General features: G+C 70.5%; 20 protein-coding genes. 5 read left to right on the top strand and 15 right to left on the bottom strand.

The window, feature by feature from the left end; translation table 11 throughout:
- From ACZYY4_RS02445 to eccCb, 11 genes are all read right to left on the bottom strand, one after another.
- Entirely contained in the window at positions 1-432 is a 432-nt protein-coding gene (locus ACZYY4_RS02445; protein ID WP_463807820.1) for a TA system VapC family ribonuclease toxin, read from the bottom strand.
- Positions 429-656 (bottom strand): CopG family transcriptional regulator, encoded by a 228-nt coding sequence (locus ACZYY4_RS02440; protein ID WP_463807819.1) that lies wholly within the window; start codon positions 654-656, stop codon positions 429-431. Before ACZYY4_RS02440 ends, ACZYY4_RS02445 begins: the two co-directional genes overlap by 4 nt.
- A 67-nt stretch (positions 657-723) precedes the next feature.
- Positions 724-2,031, bottom strand: coding sequence for a hypothetical protein (locus tag ACZYY4_RS02435; protein WP_463807818.1), 1,308 nt, complete (start codon positions 2,029-2,031; stop codon positions 724-726).
- A gap of 1 nt (position 2,032) precedes the next feature.
- On the bottom strand, positions 2,033-2,335 hold the full coding sequence (locus ACZYY4_RS02430; protein WP_463807817.1) for a type VII secretion target: 303 nt from the start codon (positions 2,333-2,335) through the stop codon (positions 2,033-2,035).
- A gap of 57 nt (positions 2,336-2,392) precedes the next feature.
- Entirely contained in the window at positions 2,393-3,724 is a 1,332-nt protein-coding gene (gene glmM, locus ACZYY4_RS02425; protein WP_463807816.1) for a phosphoglucosamine mutase, read from the bottom strand.
- Positions 3,725-3,869: 145 nt separating this feature from the next.
- On the bottom strand, positions 3,870-4,427 hold the full coding sequence (rpsI, locus tag ACZYY4_RS02420) for a 30S ribosomal protein S9 (RefSeq protein ID WP_463807815.1): 558 nt from the start codon (positions 4,425-4,427) through the stop codon (positions 3,870-3,872).
- The gene (gene rplM / locus ACZYY4_RS02415; RefSeq protein WP_463807814.1) at positions 4,424-4,867 is read right to left on the bottom strand and encodes a 50S ribosomal protein L13; all 444 of its coding nucleotides are present in this window, start codon (positions 4,865-4,867) and stop codon (positions 4,424-4,426) included. Before rplM ends, rpsI begins: the two co-directional genes overlap by 4 nt.
- Before the next feature lie 293 nt (positions 4,868-5,160).
- Positions 5,161-5,460 carry a WXG100 family type VII secretion target gene (locus ACZYY4_RS02410; protein WP_463807813.1) on the bottom strand — a complete coding sequence of 100 codons (300 nt, stop codon included), beginning with the start codon at positions 5,458-5,460 and terminating at the stop codon, positions 5,161-5,163.
- A 10-nt stretch (positions 5,461-5,470) separates the two neighbouring features.
- Positions 5,471-5,806, bottom strand: coding sequence for a WXG100 family type VII secretion target (locus ACZYY4_RS02405; RefSeq protein ID WP_463807812.1), 336 nt, complete (start codon positions 5,804-5,806; stop codon positions 5,471-5,473).
- Between the two features lie 73 nt (positions 5,807-5,879).
- On the bottom strand, positions 5,880-7,064 hold the full coding sequence (locus ACZYY4_RS02400; protein ID WP_463807811.1) for a type VII secretion-associated protein: 1,185 nt from the start codon (positions 7,062-7,064) through the stop codon (positions 5,880-5,882).
- Positions 7,061-10,627, bottom strand: coding sequence for a type VII secretion protein EccCb (gene eccCb / locus ACZYY4_RS02395; RefSeq protein WP_463807810.1), 3,567 nt, complete (start codon positions 10,625-10,627; stop codon positions 7,061-7,063). Before eccCb ends, ACZYY4_RS02400 begins: the two co-directional genes overlap by 4 nt.
- Positions 10,628-10,741: 114 nt before the next feature.
- On the opposite strand from eccCb, the gene ACZYY4_RS02390 reads away from it, so the two are divergent.
- Both ACZYY4_RS02390 and mycP read left to right on the top strand, forming a co-directional pair.
- Complete coding sequence (locus ACZYY4_RS02390; protein WP_463807809.1) at positions 10,742-11,905, top strand: EsaB/YukD family protein; 1,164 nt, start codon at positions 10,742-10,744, stop codon at positions 11,903-11,905.
- Positions 11,906-11,908: 3 nt separating this feature from the next.
- Positions 11,909-13,210 (top strand): type VII secretion-associated serine protease mycosin, encoded by a 1,302-nt coding sequence (gene mycP, locus ACZYY4_RS02385; protein WP_463807808.1) that lies wholly within the window; start codon positions 11,909-11,911, stop codon positions 13,208-13,210.
- On the opposite strand, the gene eccB is transcribed toward mycP, so the two are convergent.
- Complete coding sequence (eccB, locus tag ACZYY4_RS02380; RefSeq protein ID WP_463807807.1) at positions 13,152-14,252, bottom strand: type VII secretion protein EccB; 1,101 nt, start codon at positions 14,250-14,252, stop codon at positions 13,152-13,154. The two genes, mycP and eccB, sit on opposite strands and share 59 nt — an antisense overlap.
- 107 nt (positions 14,253-14,359) lie before the next feature.
- Between eccB and ACZYY4_RS02375 the strand changes: the two genes are divergently transcribed.
- The 3 genes from ACZYY4_RS02375 (at position 14,360) to ACZYY4_RS02365 (ending at position 16,478) form a co-directional block, all read left to right on the top strand.
- Positions 14,360-15,064, top strand: coding sequence for a cutinase family protein (locus ACZYY4_RS02375; protein ID WP_463807806.1), 705 nt, complete (start codon positions 14,360-14,362; stop codon positions 15,062-15,064).
- Positions 15,065-15,152: 88 nt separating this feature from the next.
- The gene (locus tag ACZYY4_RS02370; RefSeq protein WP_463807964.1) at positions 15,153-15,782 is read left to right on the top strand and encodes a cutinase family protein; all 630 of its coding nucleotides are present in this window, start codon (positions 15,153-15,155) and stop codon (positions 15,780-15,782) included.
- A gap of 66 nt (positions 15,783-15,848) precedes the next feature.
- The gene (locus ACZYY4_RS02365; RefSeq protein ID WP_463807805.1) at positions 15,849-16,478 is read left to right on the top strand and encodes a cutinase family protein; all 630 of its coding nucleotides are present in this window, start codon (positions 15,849-15,851) and stop codon (positions 16,476-16,478) included.
- 21 nt (positions 16,479-16,499) lie between these two features.
- On the opposite strand, the gene truA is transcribed toward ACZYY4_RS02365, so the two are convergent.
- Genes truA through ACZYY4_RS02350 form a run of 3 tightly spaced genes read right to left on the bottom strand, consistent with a single transcriptional unit; the run spans position 16,500 to position 18,999 of the window.
- Entirely contained in the window at positions 16,500-17,369 is an 870-nt protein-coding gene (gene truA, locus ACZYY4_RS02360) for a tRNA pseudouridine(38-40) synthase TruA (protein WP_463807963.1), read from the bottom strand.
- Positions 17,347-17,895 (bottom strand): 50S ribosomal protein L17, encoded by a 549-nt coding sequence (rplQ, locus tag ACZYY4_RS02355; protein WP_463807804.1) that lies wholly within the window; start codon positions 17,893-17,895, stop codon positions 17,347-17,349. The genes truA and rplQ overlap by 23 nt, the downstream gene beginning before the upstream one ends.
- A 60-nt stretch (positions 17,896-17,955) precedes the next feature.
- Entirely contained in the window at positions 17,956-18,999 is a 1,044-nt protein-coding gene (locus tag ACZYY4_RS02350) for a DNA-directed RNA polymerase subunit alpha (protein WP_463807803.1), read from the bottom strand.
- Positions 19,000-19,070 lie beyond the last annotated feature (71 nt).

The raw sequence follows: 19,070 nt of genomic DNA, 5'->3' as shown, positions 1-19,070 counted from the left end.
TCAGCCGAGGCTCAGCGGGTTGATCCAGCGCAGACCGGGGAAGCGCTGAAAGTCGGAGTCCGCGGATGCGAGCTCGACGCCGTGCTCCATCGCCAGGGCGGCCAGTTGGGCATCAGGCACGAGGTTGCCCGTGACATCGGCCTGCGCACAGATCCTGGCGTAAACCAGGGCGGTGGATTCGGTGGCCGGCGGGATCCACACCACCGGAACCGCCAACCAGTCCGCGACGTAGGTCCAAGCTTCTGACGCCGTCAATGGATTCTCGGTGGCCCTGGGGTGGGTGACGATCCGCAGGAACGCGCCGATCGTCTGCCACGGCAGTCCAACCCGATTGGCGCCGTTCAGACTTTCATCCAGCCACGCCGCAGCCGCGGAATTGTGCTTGCTGTCGGCATCGACCGCGTACAGCAGCAGGTTCGCGTCGACAATCATCGGTCGTCATCGAGGAGGTCGAGCACGTCGGCCACGTTGGAGACGTCGATTTTCAGGCCGATCCGTGCCGTGCGATGCCGGTATCGAGCCTCGGAGGCGCCAGCCTGTACGGCCATGCCGCGACGCGCGAGCAGATTCAGCGCCTCGCTGACACCCAAACCCTCCCGCCGAAGCCGCTCCACCTCGGCTGCGACATCACTGTCGATGACCACCGTCGTCCTCATATCCAGCAATCATACGCCTCGCGCATCATGATGCGAATATCTACGCATGCTCATGCTTCACTGACGATCACTGCCCGACCTGCGGTAATTCCTCGGCGGCGGTCTCACACGGGGTCTTGGGCACGACCTCGGCGGGCGACTCTGGAGCTTGTTCGGTTTCTTCGGTTGCCGCTGTTTCCTCGGCGAGCTCAGCGTCGGGTTCCGCCTCGTCCGCAGCTTCGGTCTCCCCGGCCACCGGTTCAGCCTCCGCAGGCTCCTCGGCTTCAGCTTCTTCCGCTGCGTCGTCCGCCGGCTCGGACTCCGGGTCGGGCTCGGATTCATCGGCGTCCGCCGAATCATGGTCGTCGATCGGATCGTCGAACGGGTCGCTGAGCGAGTCGCCCGGCCCGGGACCGCCGAAGGCGTCGGCCAGCCGCGGAATCAACCCGCCCAGCCCGCCGAGACCACCGCCACCACCGGTCGGCAGCCCACCCGATGGCAGACCCAGATCGCCGGGCAGGCCGAGCCCCGGCGGCAGGCCGAGATCAGCCGGCATGTCGTCGAGCGGCGCGGGCAGAGTCGGCGGCGAGGCGCCCGTCTCCTGAGGCGCATCCGCCGCTGCCGGCGCCGGCTCCGCTACGACGGGGGCCAACGCCGCCGGAACCACCGGCGCGACCGGCACCGGCTCGTCGGCGTACCCGACCGGCACGAGGTCACCCGGAATCGCGAACACCACTCCCGGCGACGGGTCGGCCGCCGCTGCGGCGGTTCGGTAGGCGGCCGCCACCCCGTCCCGCGCCGACCGCACGGACGACACCCACTCGCCCCGAACGTCGCTGTCCACATATGGAATCACCTGCTTTTCGATGACCTCGGCGGCGTTCTCGTCGTGGGAGCCGGCGTTCACCGCATGGGCGGCGGCCAGCCACACCGGTCGCATGCCGCCCACCCGGTCGTCGACGGCCAGCACTGCCGCCGCCTTGGTGTCGACCAGTCTCCACAGCTCGTCGCGCAGCACCTCGCATCCGGTGGCTGCCGCACGCAGCCGCGCCGACAGCTCCGCGCCGGTGTCACAGTGCCGGCGCAGGAAGTCCGTGGCGGCCTCGGCGGCCGGCCCCCGCCAGGCCGCGGCGAACTCGCCGAGTTGCCCGCGCTGCCGGCGCAGCGCGTCGTCGGCCGCGTCGGCCAGCGCCCGCAGCGCGGCGCAGTCAGCGTCGAGCAGCCCCAGATCCAGACCGGCCTCACTGTCATAGCGGTCGGCGAGCTGCCCGTCGTAGCCGGTGAGATCGGGGTGCCGGTAGCCCCGCCGATGACACGCTGACACGTAAGTCTGGTTGTGCGCCACCGCTTCTCGGCCCTCGGCCAGCCGCGCGGACGCGTCGTAGCGGTGCGCCACCTCAACCGACCCGATTGGCCGCGGACAACTCGGCCTGCCCGTAGCGCGCCAGCCCGGCTCGCAGTGCCGCGGCGATCTCGGTGCTGGCCCGCGACCAGCGCGTCAGCTCCGGCACCCAGGCGTCCAACGCACGCCGCAGGGTCTCCCCCGCGCCGACGTGATCACGTCCGGCGGTGCTGCCGTCGAACACCAAGCCGCCCAATCGGATCCGGGCCGCGTTGTCGACGGCTGCCGCAGCGGTGTCGAAGCAGTCCGCCACCGAGCGCACCACATCGGCATCGAGATAGACCTGTTGTCGTCCCATACCGGGTATGACGCCGGCGAAGCTCCGGCGGTTCCCCGCAATTGTTCCGGCGCGGAATCAGTGGGGCGCGCGTACCGTTTCGGCGACGCTGACCGCGATCTGGCGCGCGGTGTCCTCATCGGCGGCTTCCACCATCACCCGGACGAGCTGCTCGGTTCCCGACGGTCGCAACAGGATCCGCCCGGTGTCGCCGAGTTCTTCCTCGGCGCGCTGCACCGCGGTGCGCACCGCCAGGCGGCCCACCGCAGCGGCCTTGTCGGTGACCTCGACATTGATCAGCACCTGCGGCAGCGTGCGCATCGCCGAGGCCAGTGCGGCCAGCGGAGTACCGGTCTGCGCCATCCGTGCCATCAGCCGCAGGCCGGTGATGATGCCGTCGCCGGTGGTGGCCACCTGCGGCAGCACGATGTGACCGGACTGCTCACCGCCGAGGGTGAAGCCGCCGGCTCGCAACTGTTCGAGGACGTAGCGGTCACCGACATCGGTGGTGTGCACCTCGATGCCAGCCTCGCGCATGGCCAGATGCAGCCCGAGGTTGCTCATCACGGTCGCAACCAGGGTGTCGGCGGCCAATTCACCGGCGGCGTGCATAGCCAGGGCCAGCACCACCATGATGGCGTCGCCGTCGATCAAGTTGCCGGCGGCGTCGACGGCCAGGCAGCGGTCGGCATCGCCGTCGTGCGCCAGGCCCAGGTCCGCACCGTGGGCGAGCACCGCCGCCCGCAATGGCTCCAGGTGCGTCGAGCCGCAGCCGTCGTTGATGTTGAGCCCGTCGGGGTCGGCGTTGATCGCGATCACGGTGGCGCCGGCGGCCCGGTAGGCGCGCGGCGCCGCATCCGAGGCCGCGCCGTGGGCGCAGTCCACCACCACGGTCAGGCCGTCCAGTCGGGTGCGGTGGGACTCGCCGAGGTGCCGCAGGTAGCAGTCCAGGGCGTCCTTGGCGTCCACCACCCGGCCCAGCCCCGCACCGACCGGTCGCAACCCGGGCCCGGCGGCTACCAGATCCTCGATCTGGTCCTCGGTGGCGTCGTCGAGTTTGTGGCCGCCCGGGCCGAAGAACTTGATGCCGTTGTCGGGCATCGGGTTGTGCGACGCGGAGATCATCACCCCGAAGTCGGCTTCATAAGCACTGGTCAGATAGGCCACCGCCGGAGTCGGCAGCACACCGGCCCGCAGCACGTCGACGCCTTGGCTGGTCAGCCCGGCGATGACCGCGGCTTCCAGCATCTCGCCGCTGGCCCGCGGATCACGGCCGACGACCGCCACCCGGCGCTCGGTGCCGGTGGACAGCCGCTGCGCCGCAGCGCTGCCCAGTGCAACGGCCAGTTCCGCGGTCAATTCGCGGTTGGCGACCCCGCGGACGCCGTCGGTGCCGAAAAGTCGACCCATAACTATCCTTTATCGCCGCGAGCGTGCGTGTTCCCGGTCCGACACGCCGGTGTGGGGCCGGAAACACGCACCCTCAAAAGCAAGCCGGGGGCACCTTCCGCGTGCGGAAGGCACCCCCAACTCGCTGCCAGAATGCAATCGCAGATCAGCGCTTGCTGTACTGCGGAGCCTTGCGGGCCTTCTTCAAGCCGTACTTCTTGCGCTCGGTGGCTCGCGGGTCACGGGTCAAGAAGCCCGCCTTCTTCAGCGCCGGGCGGTCCTCCGGCTGCACGATGATCAGCGCACGCGAGATGGCCAGCCGCAATGCACCGGCCTGCCCGGAGGGGCCGCCGCCGTCGAGGTGGGCGTAGACGTCGAAGTTGTCCACCCGGTCGACGGTCACCAGCGGAGCCTTGATCAGCTGCTGGTGCACCTTGTTGGGGAAGTAGGCCTCCAGGGTGCGCCCGTCCAGGTCGAACTTGCCGGTGCCGGGCACCAGGCGCACCCGCACCACGGCCTCCTTGCGGCGGCCGACGGTCTGGATGGGACGGCCCAAGTCGTGGGGCTCGTAGCTCGGGGCGGCCTCGGCCTGAACCTCTACGGTCTCGGCGACCTCAACCGTCTCGGTGACCTCTGAAGCCTCGGTGGGCTCAGGAGCCTCGGTGGCCTCAGGAGCCTCGGTGGGCTCGGCGGTCTCGGTACCTTCGATTGCCGTCTCGGTCATTGCGCCACCTGCTTGATTTCGTACGGGACCGGCTGCTGGGCGGTGTGCGGATGCTGCGGGCCGGCGTAGACGTGCAGCTTGCGCTGGATCTGACGGCCGAGCTTGTTCTTCGGCAGCATGCCGAGGATCGCCTTCTCCACGACACGGTCGGGGCGGGTCTCCATCATCTCGCCCAGGCTGCGCCTGCGCAGTCCGCCCGGGTAGCCCGAGTGGCGGTAAGCCATCTTCTTCTGCAGTTTGTCGCCGCTGATGGCGATCTTGTCGGCGTTGATGACGATGACGAAGTCACCACCGTCGACATTCGGCGTGAATGTCGGCTTGTGCTTGCCGCGCAGCAGAGTTGCTGCTGCAACGGCGAGCCGGCCGAGCACCACGTCGGTGGCGTCGATGACATGCCACGACCTCGTGGTGTCACCCGCCTTCGGCGTATAGGTGGGCACAGCGCTTACCTCTCTCGATTCGGGTTGCTACCCGTTCTGCGGATCCCGGTGCGAATCCGGGCGCCGGTCCGGCGTGGAATGCGGAGTGGTGCTCGGCGACCGACAGTGACCCGAGTACCCGCTGTGCCAGGAAGGCACCGCACGCCAATCGAGCAGCTTACCGGCGGGGATCCGACCAGGTCAAAACGCGGGTGGGGCGAAGACCGGTGCTGGGTTCCTTGGGCCGTGAGCCGGTGTGGCCCCGTCGGCTCTCCATCCGACGGGGCCACACCGTTGTCGGGGGTGGTCTCTCCTTACCTCCCCCAAGCCCCCGCAGCCCGGCGATCGGCGTCGGCGACATCTGCCGCGCCGTCGCGCACCGCGCTGCCCAGGTCGAACAGGATCTGGTTGAGCGCGTTGACGGCCTGCTGCCAGCGGAGTTGCTCGGCGTGGTAGGACCCGGCCGCCTCCCGGGTCCAGACCTGGTGCAACGGTGCGATCTGCGACCGCAGCTGTTCCAGCGCGCCGTTGAGCCGGCTGGCCGTGGAGTGGATCTCCTGGCGGACGGTGTACTCGATTTCCTCGAAGTTGTACGACAGTGCTGTGTCGGCCATGGCCGCCCCCTCAGATTCCGTCGCCGGCAGCGGCGATGTGGTGCGAGTGGGTTTCGGCCACCTCCCGCAATGCGCGCTCGTTGTGGCGAATGGTCTCGGCGATGCGCGCCAAAGCGTGGTGCAGGCTCAGCGATTCGGTGTTCCAGCGGTCCAGGACGTCCTGGAAGCGTCCGGCTGCCATGCCCGACCAAACCGACGCAGGCACGGCCCGCATCCGGGCGACGAAGGCCTGCAGCATCGTGCGGATCTCCTCGTTGCGGGCGTCGGTCGCCGCCGCGACGGCGAGCATGATGTCGAAGTCGGCACTGAGTGTGTTGGCCCCTGCGGGTCCTGCGGGTGTAGCCACATCTGTCCCTATCGTCTCGATCGTTGGCTGATATGTAGTTCGACTCCGAGCGGGTGATTTCGGTTCCCGTCTGTCAGCTCGCCGGAGATACGTCCAGCACGCGCGCCGAGCGCACCGCCTGCTCGCATACCGGGCGCAGTGCGTCGTCGCCGCCGGGTCCGCTCTGACACCCGATGCCGATTCGCACCGCGCGGTCGACCAGCACCGCCCAGTCGACGTGATGGCCCTCGCGCACCTCCCGATAGGTCACCGCGGGCCGTCCCGACCTGCTGCCGGCCGGATCGAAACCGACGAAAACCCCGGGCGTCTCGGCGTCGGCGAGTTGCAGGGCCCGCTGCAGGGGCTCGGCCACGGCGGCCACGGTTTCGCCGGCGGCAGGCGCCTGGGTGACGTGCAGTATCAACCGTGCGTCCGTCGGCGAGACCACCTCCACCCGTGCCGATCCCGGCCCGGCGGTGACCCGGCGCACCGGCCAGTCCGCCGGAACCTGCACCGTCACCCGGCCTTCCACCAGATACGTCGCAGAAGTCCCGGGGGCCGGCGGCGGATCGCGGTGTGCGAACAGCCCCAGCGCGACGACACCCAGCGCGGCAACCATGGCCGGCGGAAGCCGCCGCCGGCCGACGCGACGGGCCGGTCGCGAGGCTGGTTCCGAGGTGGCGGGGGGCTCAACGACCCGGATAGCCGGCAGCTCGTCGATCACCACCGTCTCGACCGCAGTGGGCAACCGCTTGGCGATCATGTTCGCCAACGCAGCGCCGCCGCCGACCGCTATCGGGGTGTCGATCACGACCACGGCGCCCTGATCCGGAAGGGCCGCCAGAACCCGGCCGGCCACGGCGGCGGCCACCTCGTCAGGCGGGCCGATGCGCGGCTCGGCGGTGATTGCGGCGCCGGTGACGGCGACCAGCCGCTCGGCGATCTCGACGACCACCTCGGCCTGAAAGGTGTCGACCAGCAGCCGTGAGCGTGGCCGGGTGACGACGTCCTCGACCAGGCCGCGTGCCGCGGCGATCACCAGTTCTACCCGCCGCGCCGACCACCACGACGGGTGGATGATCTCCATCGACTCGGCGGTCACCGGGCAGGCCAGCACACTGCGCAGCAGGTCCGGCACCGCGACCGGGCGCCCCTCGACCAGCGCTACCGGTTCGTCGATCCACTCCAGTACCGCAGCGGCCTCGGCTGATTCGGTTGCGCCGCAACACAGCCTGCGGATGGCGGCGGGGCCGGCCTCGATGACGGCGCGATGCTTCACGGCTCCCAGGCCACCTGGATCAGCCGCTCACCTCCGGCCCGGGTGACCAGGTTTGCGCGCCCGGGCGGCAGCGGTCCCGGCCGAGCCGAGCCCATCAGCGCGGCGTCGGCCGGGTCGCCGCTCATCACCAGCCCCATCGCCCCCAGGTCGTGCAGCGCGGCCAGCACCGGCTCGTACATCGACCGCGCCGCCCCGCCGCTGCGGCGAGCCACCACCAGGTGCAACCCGAGATCGCCGGCGTGGGGCAGGTATTCCAGCAGCGGTGTCAGCGGGTTGCCGGCGGCGGTGGCAACCAGGTCGTAGTCGTCGACCAGGACATACAGCTCAGGACCGGACCACCAGGATCTGTCGCGCAGTTGCTGCGCGGTGACGTCCGATCCGGGCATCCGCTGGGCCAAGCGGTCGATCAGGCTCGGCAGCAGGGCTGTCAGCGCAGCCGCGGACATCGCATATCCGTTCAGGTGATCGCGGTCGACGAGCCCGAGCAGGCTGCGCCGATAGTCCACCACCAGCAGCTGCGCCTGTTCGGGTGTGGTCGTCCGCACCAGCTCTCGGCACAATGTGCGCAGCGCAGTGGACTTGCCGCACTCGTTGTCGCCCAGGATCAGCAGGTGCGGCTGGCGATCGAAATCGACTGTGACAAGGCCGCGTTCGTCGACACCCAACACCAATCGGTCACCGGCTGCCGCAGCCAGTTCAGCCAGCTCGGCCACCGCCGGCAGCAGTGCGATCGCCGGCGCCGTGTAGTCGTTGTGCCGCAACGGCTCCCATCCTCGTGGAAGCGCTACCAGCATGTGCAGGCCCTCAGGTGTCAGGCCGCGCCCAGGCCGGTCGCGAGGAACCCGCTGCGCTTGGCGGCGGTCCAGCTCGGATTCGGCGGGATCGCCCAGTCGCAGCTCGATCCGGGTGCCGATCAGATCACGCAGTGCGGGCCGGATCTCGGCCCACCGCGACGCGGCCAGCACCACGTGCACACCAAAGGACAGGCCGCGCGCGGCCAAAGCGGCAATCCTTGCCTCGACATCGAATTCGCGGCACAGACCGGCCCACCCGTCGATCATCAGGAACACGTCGCCGGCCGGGTCGCCGTCTCCGGCACCGTCGGCCGCCTCCCGCCGAGCCTCCCGCCGCACCAAGATCGCCTCCATCTCGGCGACCGTGCGCCGCACCAGGTCGGGCTGCCCACGACCGGCCACCGAGCCCACCTGCGGCAGCCCACCCAGCGCGGAGAGGACTCCGCCACCGAAGTCCAAGCAGTAGAACGCCACCCGCGTCGCGTCGTGGGTGGCGCTCAGCGCGGCGATGAGCGTGCTCAGCGTCGTCGACTTACCGGACCGGGGCGCACCGACGACGGCGACGTGACCGGCACCCCCGTCGAGGACGACCGACAGCGGGGTGCGTCGTTGCTCGAAGGGCCGGTCGACGATCCCGATCGGCGCGCTCAGGTCGGGGTACTCGCCGTCGAGCAGCGAACCCAGCGCCGGCGAATCTCCCAGTGGAGGCAACCACACCTGCCGGGCTGCCCGGCCATGACCGGACAGCCGATCCAGCATCGCCTGCAGCACGGTGCGTCCGTCCGGCTCGGGCGCCGCGGCGGGCCCGCTCGGCGCGGCGGTGAACCGTTGGACGTCGCGGAATGCCGGCCGGGGATCCGGGCACGCGCCGGAGACGTAGGCGGCCTGGAATCGCATCACCTCGCCGTCGGCGGTGCGCAGGAAACCCGACCCGGGAACATTGGGCAACTCGTGGGCATCCGGGGTGCCCAGCACGAGCCGCGATTCGGCGGCCGACACCGTCTTGAGGCACACCCGGTAGGACAGGTGCGATTCCAGGCCGCGCAGCCTGCCCTCCTCGAGCCGCTGGCTGGCCAACAGCAGGTGAATCCCCAGTGAGCGCCCCAACCTGCCGATCCCGACGAAGGTGTCGATGAAATCCGGCTGCTGAGCGAGCAGTTCGGAGAATTCGTCGACGATGATGAACAGCACCGGCAGGGCTGGCAGCGCCGATTCGGCGGCCCGTCGCGCCTGCGCGTAGCCGCTGATGCCGGGCACCCCGGCGGCGCGCAGCAGTTCCTGTCGTCGGCGCATCTCACCGGTCAGCGCATCACGCATGCGTTCCACCAGCGGTGCCTCGTCGGCGAGGTTGGTGATCACCGCGGCGACGTGCCTGAGGTGCTCGAATCCGAGAAAGGTTGCCCCGCCCTTGAAGTCGACCAACACCAGATTCAGGTCCTCCGGGGAATGCCGGACCGCCATGCCGAGCACCAGGGTGCGCAGAAACTCCGATTTGCCCGAGCCGGTGGCGCCGATGCACAGCCCGTGCGGCCCACTCCCGCGCTCGGCGGCCTCTTTGATGTCCAGTTGCACGGGGTTCCCGTCCGGGTCGGTGCCGATCGGGACGCGCAGCCGCGGCGCCGACAGGTCTGCCCATGCGCCGGGCGGGTCGAATTCCTCGATGGCACCGATACCCAGCAGCTGCGCCCAACTCCGCGGGGCGCTCGACGTCATCTCCCGGTGGCAGGCCAGTCGCTGCGCGCACACCACCGCGTCGGCGGCGGTGAGGAAGTCCGGCCGGGCCCCATCGGGATCACTCAGTGTCGTCGCGGTCACCGTGAGAGGCCGGGCCACAGCCCGGGCGCCGGCCTGCAGAACCGACAGGCCCGCGACCGCGCTGTCGATCACCACCACCGCCCGCCGGCCGGCCAGCGCGGTTTCAGCGGCGGGCAGGCTGGGGTAGGTCAGCCGAAGCGGCCCGGCGGCGTCCACGGCCGACGGATGCTGGTGGTGCGGGAGCCATTTCAGCCAGTCCCAGTGGCCGGGCGAATCGGTGGCGACGGCTGCGATCAGCAGCGCATCGGGGCCGTGCAGCATCGCGAGCTGGCAGATCATCGCGCGGAGCAGGCCCCGCGCCCGCTCTCGTTCGCCGTCGAGGCGCAGCGGCGTCGACCCCAGCAGCGGCACCGTGATCGGCACCTCGGACACCGTCGCGTAGGTGTTCAGAAAACGTCTCAGCGCGGTGTTGGTGACGGGGTCGACGCGCCGGCCCGGCTCGTCCGGCGGTGACATCAGCCAGATCGTCGGCCGGGCGCTGCCGATCCCGACCCGGACCAGGCCGAAGTCGGCGTCGCCCGGCCGGCGCTCCCACATCCGGTTGCCACCGGCCAGTGTCCACAGCGCGTCGGGTTCCGGATGCGCCCACTCGAGATACGAACGTTGGGCCACGGCGGTTGCGGTGACGGAATCGCGCAGCGCGGCAAGATATTCCAGGTAGCCGTCCCGGTCATCGTCGAGGTCGCCGCGAGTTCGGCCGGCCACCGCGGCCGCCACCGCCGAGGCGAGCATCATCAGCGGCAGCAGCGCCAACCGGGGGCTGCGCGTCATCGGGGAGCCCGAGCGGTAGACCACCACGGTCATGGCGAGCATCCCGACCGCCATGGCGAGCGGCAGCAGCCGGGTCAGGACCACCGGAGAACCCGGGCGCGCCACCGGTGGCGGTGCGGCAACGGCGATTTCATCGGTTGGCGGTGCCGGTGGCGGGCTCGCTGTGGGTCCCAGCTCGGTCATCGGCCACACCGTAGACAGGCCGGAATCGCCCGGCAAGTCAGGTTGTGGACAGGCGAAAACACACCGTCCGCCGCCGCGGTACCGTCCGCGCAAGGCTAGAACGAGGAGGCGGATGTGGCTGTTCCGGGTTCGGGTCTGCGTCGGGTTGCAGTGCACGCCGACACCGTTCATGCCGATCTGGCGCTGCCGGCCGGCGTGCCGGTGGCTGCGCTGGTCGCGTCCATCGTCGATCTCCTGCCGCGCCGGAACGGCCCGTCAGGGCTGCACCCGTATCGCCTTGCTCAGCCGGGCCGGTCGCCACTGGACGGCTCGAAGACCCTGGCGCAACACGGGATCTGCGACGGTGCGGTGCTGGTGTTGACACGCGCGGACGACCGGGTGGCGGAACCACGTTTCGACGATCCCGCCGAGCAGGTAGCGGCTACCGTGCGGGTCACGGCACGCCCGTGGACCCGGGCTGCTCGGAGACTCACCGCCTCGCTCGCGGCGTCCGGCCTGGCCGGGGTCGCCGGTTTCGTGGCGGTCCCCGGTGGGCCGGGCGCCCCGAATGCACTGCTGGCCGTCGCGGCGACCGGGACGGTGGCGGTGTTGGCGGTGCCGTCGAGCGGCTGCAGTGGACCGGTGCGCACGGGGCTGTGTTGCCTGGCCGGGCTGGCGGTACTGGCCGCGGTAGCCGGAATGGCTTGTGCGGCAACCGGTGTTTCGCTGCAGGCCGTCGGTGCGGCGACGGTCGTCGGCGCGCTCGGTCTGGTCCGGATCGCGGGCCGGGTCGCGATCATGGTCGCCGGGCTGTCCCGCCGGTCCGCGGCGGTCCACACCGTTGCGGCCCTCGATCTGATGTCCGGGCTGATCCTCGGGTCGGCGGCGGCGGTGGCGCTGGGAACCGCCGGTGTCGCCATCGGGGAGCCGATGGCCGGTGTGCCCCGCCTTGTCGGCGTCGCGTTCGCGGGGGCGGCCGGTGCGGCCCTGTTGCTGCGGGCGCGCTCCCACACCGACGGTTCGCAGATCACGGCACTGGTGAGCGGCGGTGTCGCCGCGGTGGGGATCGCCGTCCTGTCCGCCACGGTCGATGCGGCACCGCACCTTTCGTGGCCGGCCGCGGTGGCCATGGCACTGTCCGGGGCCGCAGTCGGTTTCGGTTTCGCCGCGCCGATTCGGTCCCCGCTCGCCCGGCGCGGCGCCGAAGTGCTGGAGGGCCTGACGCTGGGCACGCTGGTGCCGCTGGCCTGCTGGCTCTGCGGGATCTATGGCGCCGCTCGTGGATTGGGCCTGGGCTGAGGCGTGCGCAGCACGAGGGTCGTCCGAATAGTCCTGGCAGCTGGGATCGCCGGGACCGGCCAGTGCGCACCGCCGGCGAACGCGGTCGCACCGCCCCCGATCGACCACTCTCTGCTGCCCGCAGCGGCGCCCGCCGCACCGACGCACCCGACCGTGCAACGTGAGGTGTGTGCGGTCCCGACGCTGGAACCGGCCATCACACCCACTCAGCTCGACGGTCTGGACCTGCCCGCGGTCTGGGCCCTCACCCGCGGGGCGGGCCAGCGGGTGGCGGTGATCGACACCGGGGTGGCGCCGCATCGGCGGTTGCCCGGCCTGGTGGGCGGCGGCGACTATGTGTTCACCGGCGACGGCGCCCAGGACTGCGACGGGCACGGCACGCTGGTCGCCGGAATCATCGCGGCCGCACCCGATCCCGCAGCAGACCGGTTCAGCGGCCTGGCGCCGCTGGCCACCGTGATCGGCATCCGTCAGTCCAGCACCAGATTCGGCACCCGCGGCGGCAACCCCGGTGTGGGCGACGTCGGCACCCTGGCGAGCGCGGTGCGCACCGCGGCCGACCTGGGGGCGTCGGTGATCAACATCTCGGCGGTGTCCTGCCGGCCCGCCGGCTCCGGACTCGACGATCGAGCCCTCGGCGCCGCACTGGCGTATGCGGTCGAGGTGCACAACGTCGTGGTGGTCGCCGCGGCGGGCAACACCGATGACGGGTGCGACGCCGGTGGGCCGATGATCGTGACCCCGGCCTGGTACGACGACTATGTGCTGACCGTCGGCTCGGTGGATGCCCACGGCGCGCCCTCCGCATTCACCCTGGCTGGTCCCTGGGTCGATGTGGCCGCGCCCGGCGAGGCAGTGCTGTCGCTGAGCACCGTCGGCGGCGCGATGGCCAACACCGTCGGCGGCTCGGCGATTCACGGCACCAGTTTCGCCGCACCGGTGGTCAGTGGTCTGGCGGCGCTGATCCGATCCCGCTACCCGCACTGGACGCCGCGGCAGGTGATGGAACGGATCAAGACCACCGCGCACCACCCGCCCGGCGGGCGCGACGACGCCGTCGGCGCCGGGCTGATCGATCCGCTGGCGGCGGTCAGCTCCGACGCCCCGCCGACCGACCGCCGAGTCCGCCAACCGGCCCACCCGGCACCGCCGTCACCGCCGACCGTCGAGCCCGTCGCGACGCCCGCCGGACTGCGCACCGCGATCACCGGCACCGGTGTCCTGCTGGCGCTGCTGCTGGCGGTGGTCACCGGCCGGGCGGCGACAGCACGACGTCGTGAGCCAGCAGCGCCTGCTCGCGACTGAGGCGCGGGCCGGCCGGCAACCCGGCCAGCATCGGCCACGGGACCCCGGTGGCCACCGGCGGCAGATCCAGGCTGCGCGCCGCGGCGTCGTCGTCGACGGTGAACCGCACTCCGGTCTCGGCGATCAGGTAGCCGGCACCGCCGGTGCGACCGGAGACACCGGCGGCCCGCACGTAGGCACTGCGGCCGGGCGGCAGATAAACCGCGTCCAAGGCGGGGCCCGGCCCGTCGGCCTGGGCCAGCACCGTCGCCGCCGCACCCGCGGGCAGCGGCAGGCCGACACCGGCCGACAGGGTGATGCCGACCGGATCGTCGGGGCGCCAATGGGCGCAGAGCGTCGCGGCGGCGGCGGGCAGCTCGGCGAGGGGGCCGGTGACATCCGATGGTGGGGCCTCGGGAATCGCGTTGAGCAACAGCCCCGAGACCCGCCGCGGCGCGGCAGGCTCCAGCGTCGGGTCGGCGGGGTTGACCGGGATCCGTCGTCCCCGCAGCAGCAGATACGTCGTCGCCGACTCCGAGGTGACAGCCACCACTTCGTCGGCGTCGATGCGCGCGGACTGTGGCGGGTCGACCCCGGCGACCAGCGTGGTGCCGGCCGGTCCGTCGCACATCGACCAGGTCTCCGTCGCCGCCAGTGCCGCCCCGAGCACCCCGGGGGCACCGGGGATTCCCAACGGCGGCCCACGACGGGCCCGGCCGATCTCGCTACCGGGCACCGGCCGCGGGTCGGCGGCGCCCGCGATCAGCCGGGCCGAGGCGAGATTGAACACCGGATGCACGGTGTCGCCGACGCGGACGTACAGCGCGCCCGATGCGCGGTCCAGCACGATCGGCGCATCACCGAGCCCCGGCTGCGGCCGCACGACGGCCAACACCGCCGCACCGGCCACCACGATCACGCTGAGCAGACAACCCAGGCCGAGCCCGGCTCGTCCCGGCGCGGGGCTGCCGACCGCCTGCCCGCACCGCAGCGCGCGCTCCAGCCGGCGAGCCAGGTATCGGTGCGCGCCGAGCTGCAGCTGTGTGGTGGATCGGCCCGCCATTGCTACCCCCTCGCGTGTCGCCGAGGCTAACCGCGACCCGGTCCGGCGGTGTCCGGTCATCCACAGGGCTGTCCATGCCGAGAACCGGCTTCGGTACCATTTCCGCTATGCGTTTTTCTCACTTGAACAGCATTTTTTCGACGACGTTGATGGCAGGCGCATTGCTGACGGTCCCGACTGTCATGCCGAGCACCCTTCCGGTGGCGGCCGCCTACGACTGCCCCGACGTGGAGGTCATCTTCGCCCGCGGCACCAGCGAACCGCGCGGCGTCGGCCGGGTGGGGCGGGCATTCATCGACTCGCTGCGCCAGCAGACCTCCAAGAAGGTCGACGAGTACGCGGTCAACTACCCCGCCGGCCGGCTGCAGCTGGGTGGCGGCGACGGTGCCAACGACGTGATCCGGCGCGTCAAGGACGCCGCCAACGTGTGCCCGGACACCGATCTGGTGCTGGGCGGATATTCGCAGGGCGCCTCGGTGATCGACATCGCCACCGGCACCCAGGTGGGCGGCATCAGCTGGGGCAGCCAGATACCGGCCGAGTTGGCCGACCAGGTGGTGGCGGTCGCGACGTTCGGCAACCCCGCCGACCGCACCGGCGGGCCGATCAGTGCGCAGAGCGCCCTGTTCGGCTCCAAGGCCATCGACCTGTGTAACCCGGGCGACCCGATCTGCCACGAGGGCCCCGGCAACGAGTGGACCGACCACACCGACGGTTACATCCCGGCACTGACCAGCCAGGCGGCCAACTTCGTCGCCGGTCGGCTGCGGGCTCCCGGGCCGGCTCCCGCACCCGAGCCGATGGTGCGCTGACCTGCGGCGACGCTCTTATTTAGTGCATCAAGTCTTTACGTCGCTACTATCAGTCGCTGTGAAGGCATACCGGCCCCTGACCGCGGTCGTGCTGCTCGCCGTCTCCTTGATCGCGCCCGCGCTGACGCCGACGGTCATTCCCTCGGCTGCGGCGGCCGGCTGCCCGCCGGTCGAGCTGGTGTTCGCCCGCGGCCGGCTCGAGTCTGCAGGCCCGGGCAAAATCGGCAACGCCTTGGTCAGCGCCTTACGCGCGAAGGCCGACCGCACCATCGGGCTGTACGCGGTCCGCTACGACGCCGACGCCGATGTGGATCGCGGCGCCAACGACATGAGCGGCCACATCCAGCACATGATGGAGACCTGCCCGGACACCCGATTGGTGGTCGGCGGCTACTCGCTGGGCGCGGCGGTCAGCGATATCGTGCTGGCAGTCCCGATGAGCGTATTCACGTTCAACAACCCGCTGCCACCTGGCGCCGACGAACACATCGCCGCGGTCGCGCTGTTCGGCAACGGCAGCGCCTGGGCCGGGCCGATCATCCGGTTCAGCCCGGTGTATGCCGACCGGACCATCGAGTTGTGCCACGGCGCCGACCCGATCTGCAATCCGGCCGACCCGAACACCTGGGAAGCGAACTGGCCACAGCACCTGGCCGATGCCTATATCCAAGCCGGCATGATCAACGAGGCAGCCGACTTCATCATGGGCAAGCTCTAACCCAGCTCGTCGCGGCCACGCAGACGGGATTAGTTAGATTACCTTTGCTTCGTTATTATTCTCGCTATGAAGGCATACCGCATCCTGGCGGCCGGCACCCTCGCCGCAGCACTGTTGATCAGCCCCGTCCCGTCATCGACGGCTTCGGCCGACGGGTGCCCGGACGCGGAGGTGGTGTTCGCCCGAGGCACCAACGAACCGCCGGGTCTGGGCCGGGTCGGCGACGGACTGGTCGGTGCCCTGCGGGCCCGGACATCCCGATCCATCGGCAGCTATGCGGTCAACTATCCGGCCAGCTACGACTTCGGCCGGGCCGCCGACGGCGCCAACGACGCCAGCGGCCACATCATGTGGATGGTGGAGAACTGCCCGGGTACCCGACTGGTCCTCGGGGGGTACTCGCAGGGTGCGGCGGTCATCGACGTGGTGGCCGCGGCGCCGGTGCCCGGCTTCGGGTTCAGCTCGCCGCTGCCGCCCGAAGCCGCCGACCATGTCGCGGCGATCGCGGTGTTCGGCAACCCCTCGAACAAGTTCGGGCAGCCGTTGACGAACAGTCCGGCGTACGGGTTCAAGACGATCGACCTGTGCACCGATGGCGACCCGGTCTGCTCCCCGGGGCGAAACTTCGCCGCGCACTCGACTTACACACCCGGTATGACGAATCAGGCCGCCTCGTTCGTCGCCGGCCTGCTGTAGCTCAGCGGCATCTCGCCAGGATCAGCGGGTACGGATGTCCCGGGTGATCACGGTCCGCGCCCCGAGTTCATCGTCCGGCGGGTAGTCGACCCCGACCAGCGTCAGTCCACGCGCCGGCGCGGCGGTGAAGTCACTGGATCGCCGCTCCGCGTTCAGCAGATCGGCGCACCATGCCGCATCGCGGCGATGCTCGCCGACGGCCAGCACCGCCCCGACCAGAGAACGCACCATCGACCAGCAGAACGCGTCGGCGCTGACGTGGACGGTAACCAGGTCACCGTCGCGCACCCAGTCCAGCCGTTGCAGATCGCGGATCGTGGTGGCGCCGTCGCGGTGACGGCAGAACGCCGCGAAATCGTTCAAACCCAACAGGTTTCGTGACGCGTCGGCCATCGCGTCGACATCCAGCGGGCGCGGCCAGGCGGTGATGTAGCGAGCCAGCTGAGGCGCCACCCCGTACGGCGCGGTCGAGAGCCGGTAGGCATAGTGCCGCCGCAGCGCCGAGAACCGGGCGTCAAAGTCCGGGGCGGCACGGCCGATCTGCAGCACCCGGACGTCGACCGGCAGGAATCGCGCCAATCGCCTTGTCAGCGCCAGGAATTCCGGCTCCCCGTCACGGCGGGTCCGCGAGTAGGCATGCCCCAACGCCGAAGCCGGAACGTCGACGTGGGCCACCTGCCCGGTGGCGTGCACTCCGGTATCGGTACGCCCCGCCGCGAACAGCCGCACCGGAGTACGGAATACCGTGGTCAGCGCGTCGTCGAGGACCCCGGCGACGGTGCGCTGGCCGGCCTGAGCCGCCCAGCCGGCGAATTCCGTGCCGTCGTAGGCGATGTCGAGCCGAAGCCGGACGGCTTCGGCGTTGCCGTCAGGACTCGTCGGTACCCTCAGCGGCCTCAGCGGTCTCGGCGGCTTCGGTCGCCTCGGTCTCCTCGGCGGCCGACTCCTCGACCTTCTCGGCCTCGGCCTCGGCCGGCTTCTCTGCGGCCTTCTCGGCCTTCTCGGCCTTCGCCGCCTTGGCCCCCGCACGGCGGGCGCGGTCGGCCTCGGAGGTCACCGTCTTCTCCCGGACCAGCTCGATCACGGCCATCGGGGCGTTGTCACCCTTACGCGCCTCGACCTTGATGATGCGGGTGTAGCCACCGTTGCGGTCCGCGAAGTGCGGCGCGATCTCGGCGAACAGCGAGTGCACCACGTCCTTGTCGCGGATCTTCTTCATCACCTCACGCCGGTTGTGCAGCGTGCCCTTCTTGGCGTGGGTGATCAGCTTCTCGGCGTACGGCCGCAATGCCCGCGCCTTGGGCTCGGTCGTCTTGATCCGGCCGTGGGTGAACAGCGACGTGGCCAGGTTGGCCAGCAGCGCCTTCTGGTGCGAGGACGACCCGCCGAGACGGGGACCCTTGGAGGGCTTGGGCATTGCGACTTCTCCTAAATGGGGCCGGCCCCCGTATCAGGTAGGGCCGGGACGGAATTCTCGTTACAGCTGTTCGGTTTCGGCGTAGTCCTGCTCGTCGTAGCCGGTGTCGGCCGACCAGGTGCCGGTGGCGACGTCGTAACCCGCCACCTGCGACGGGTCGAAGCTGGCCGGGCTGTCCTTGAGCGACAGACCGAGCTGGTGCAGCTTCACCTTGACCTCGTCGATGGACTTCTGCCCGAAGTTGCGGATGTCGAGCAGGTCGGACTCGGTGCGGGCGACCAGCTCCCCGACCGTGTGCACGCCCTCGCGCTTGAGGCAGTTGTAGGACCGCACCGTCAGGTCGAGGTCGTCGATCGGCAGCGCGAACGACGCGATGTGGTCCGCTTCGGCCGGCGACGGCCCGATCTCGATGCCCTCGGCCTCGACGTTGAGTTCCCGTGCCAGACCGAACAATTCGACCAGGGTCTTTCCGGCCGAGGCCAGCGCGTCACGCGGGCTGATGGAGTTCTTGGTCTCCACGTCCAGCACCAGCTTGTCGAAGTCGGTGCGCTGCTCGACACGGGTGGCCTCGACCTTGTAGGTCACCTTGAGCACCGGCGAGTAGATCGAGTCGACCGGGATGCGGCCGATCTCGGCGCCGGAGACCTTGTTCTGCACGGCCGGGACGTACCCGCGGCCGCGCTCCACGATCAGCTCGACCTCGAGCTTGCCCTTGTCGTTCAGGGTGGCGATGTGCATGTCGGGGTTGTGCACCGTCACGCCCGCCGGCGGCACGATGTCACCAGCGGTGACCGCACCGGGGCCCTGCTTGCGCAGGTACATGGTGACCGGCTCGTCCTCCTCGGACGAGACCACCAGGCCCTTGAGGTTCAAGATGATGTCGGTGACATCCTCCTTGACGCCCGGGACCGTTGTGAACTCGTGCAGCACACCGTCGATACGGATGCTGGTGACCGCCGCGCCGGGGATCGACGACAGCAGGGTGCGACGAAGCGAGTTGCCCAGGGTGTAACCGAAACCCGGCTCCAGCGGTTCGATGACGAACTGGGACCGGTCGTCGGCCACGACCTCTTCGGACAGGGTGGGACGCTGCGAGATCAGCATGGTGTTGTTTCTCCTTCTGGCACCCGCTATTTGATGCCGTTTGGGGGTACTCGGGGACGGGCCCCGAGCGG

Source organism: Mycobacterium sp. IDUB_21 (assembly GCF_055419425.1).
The sequence above is the reverse complement of the archived record's forward strand: the minus strand, read 5'-3'. Positions and strand labels throughout refer to the sequence as shown.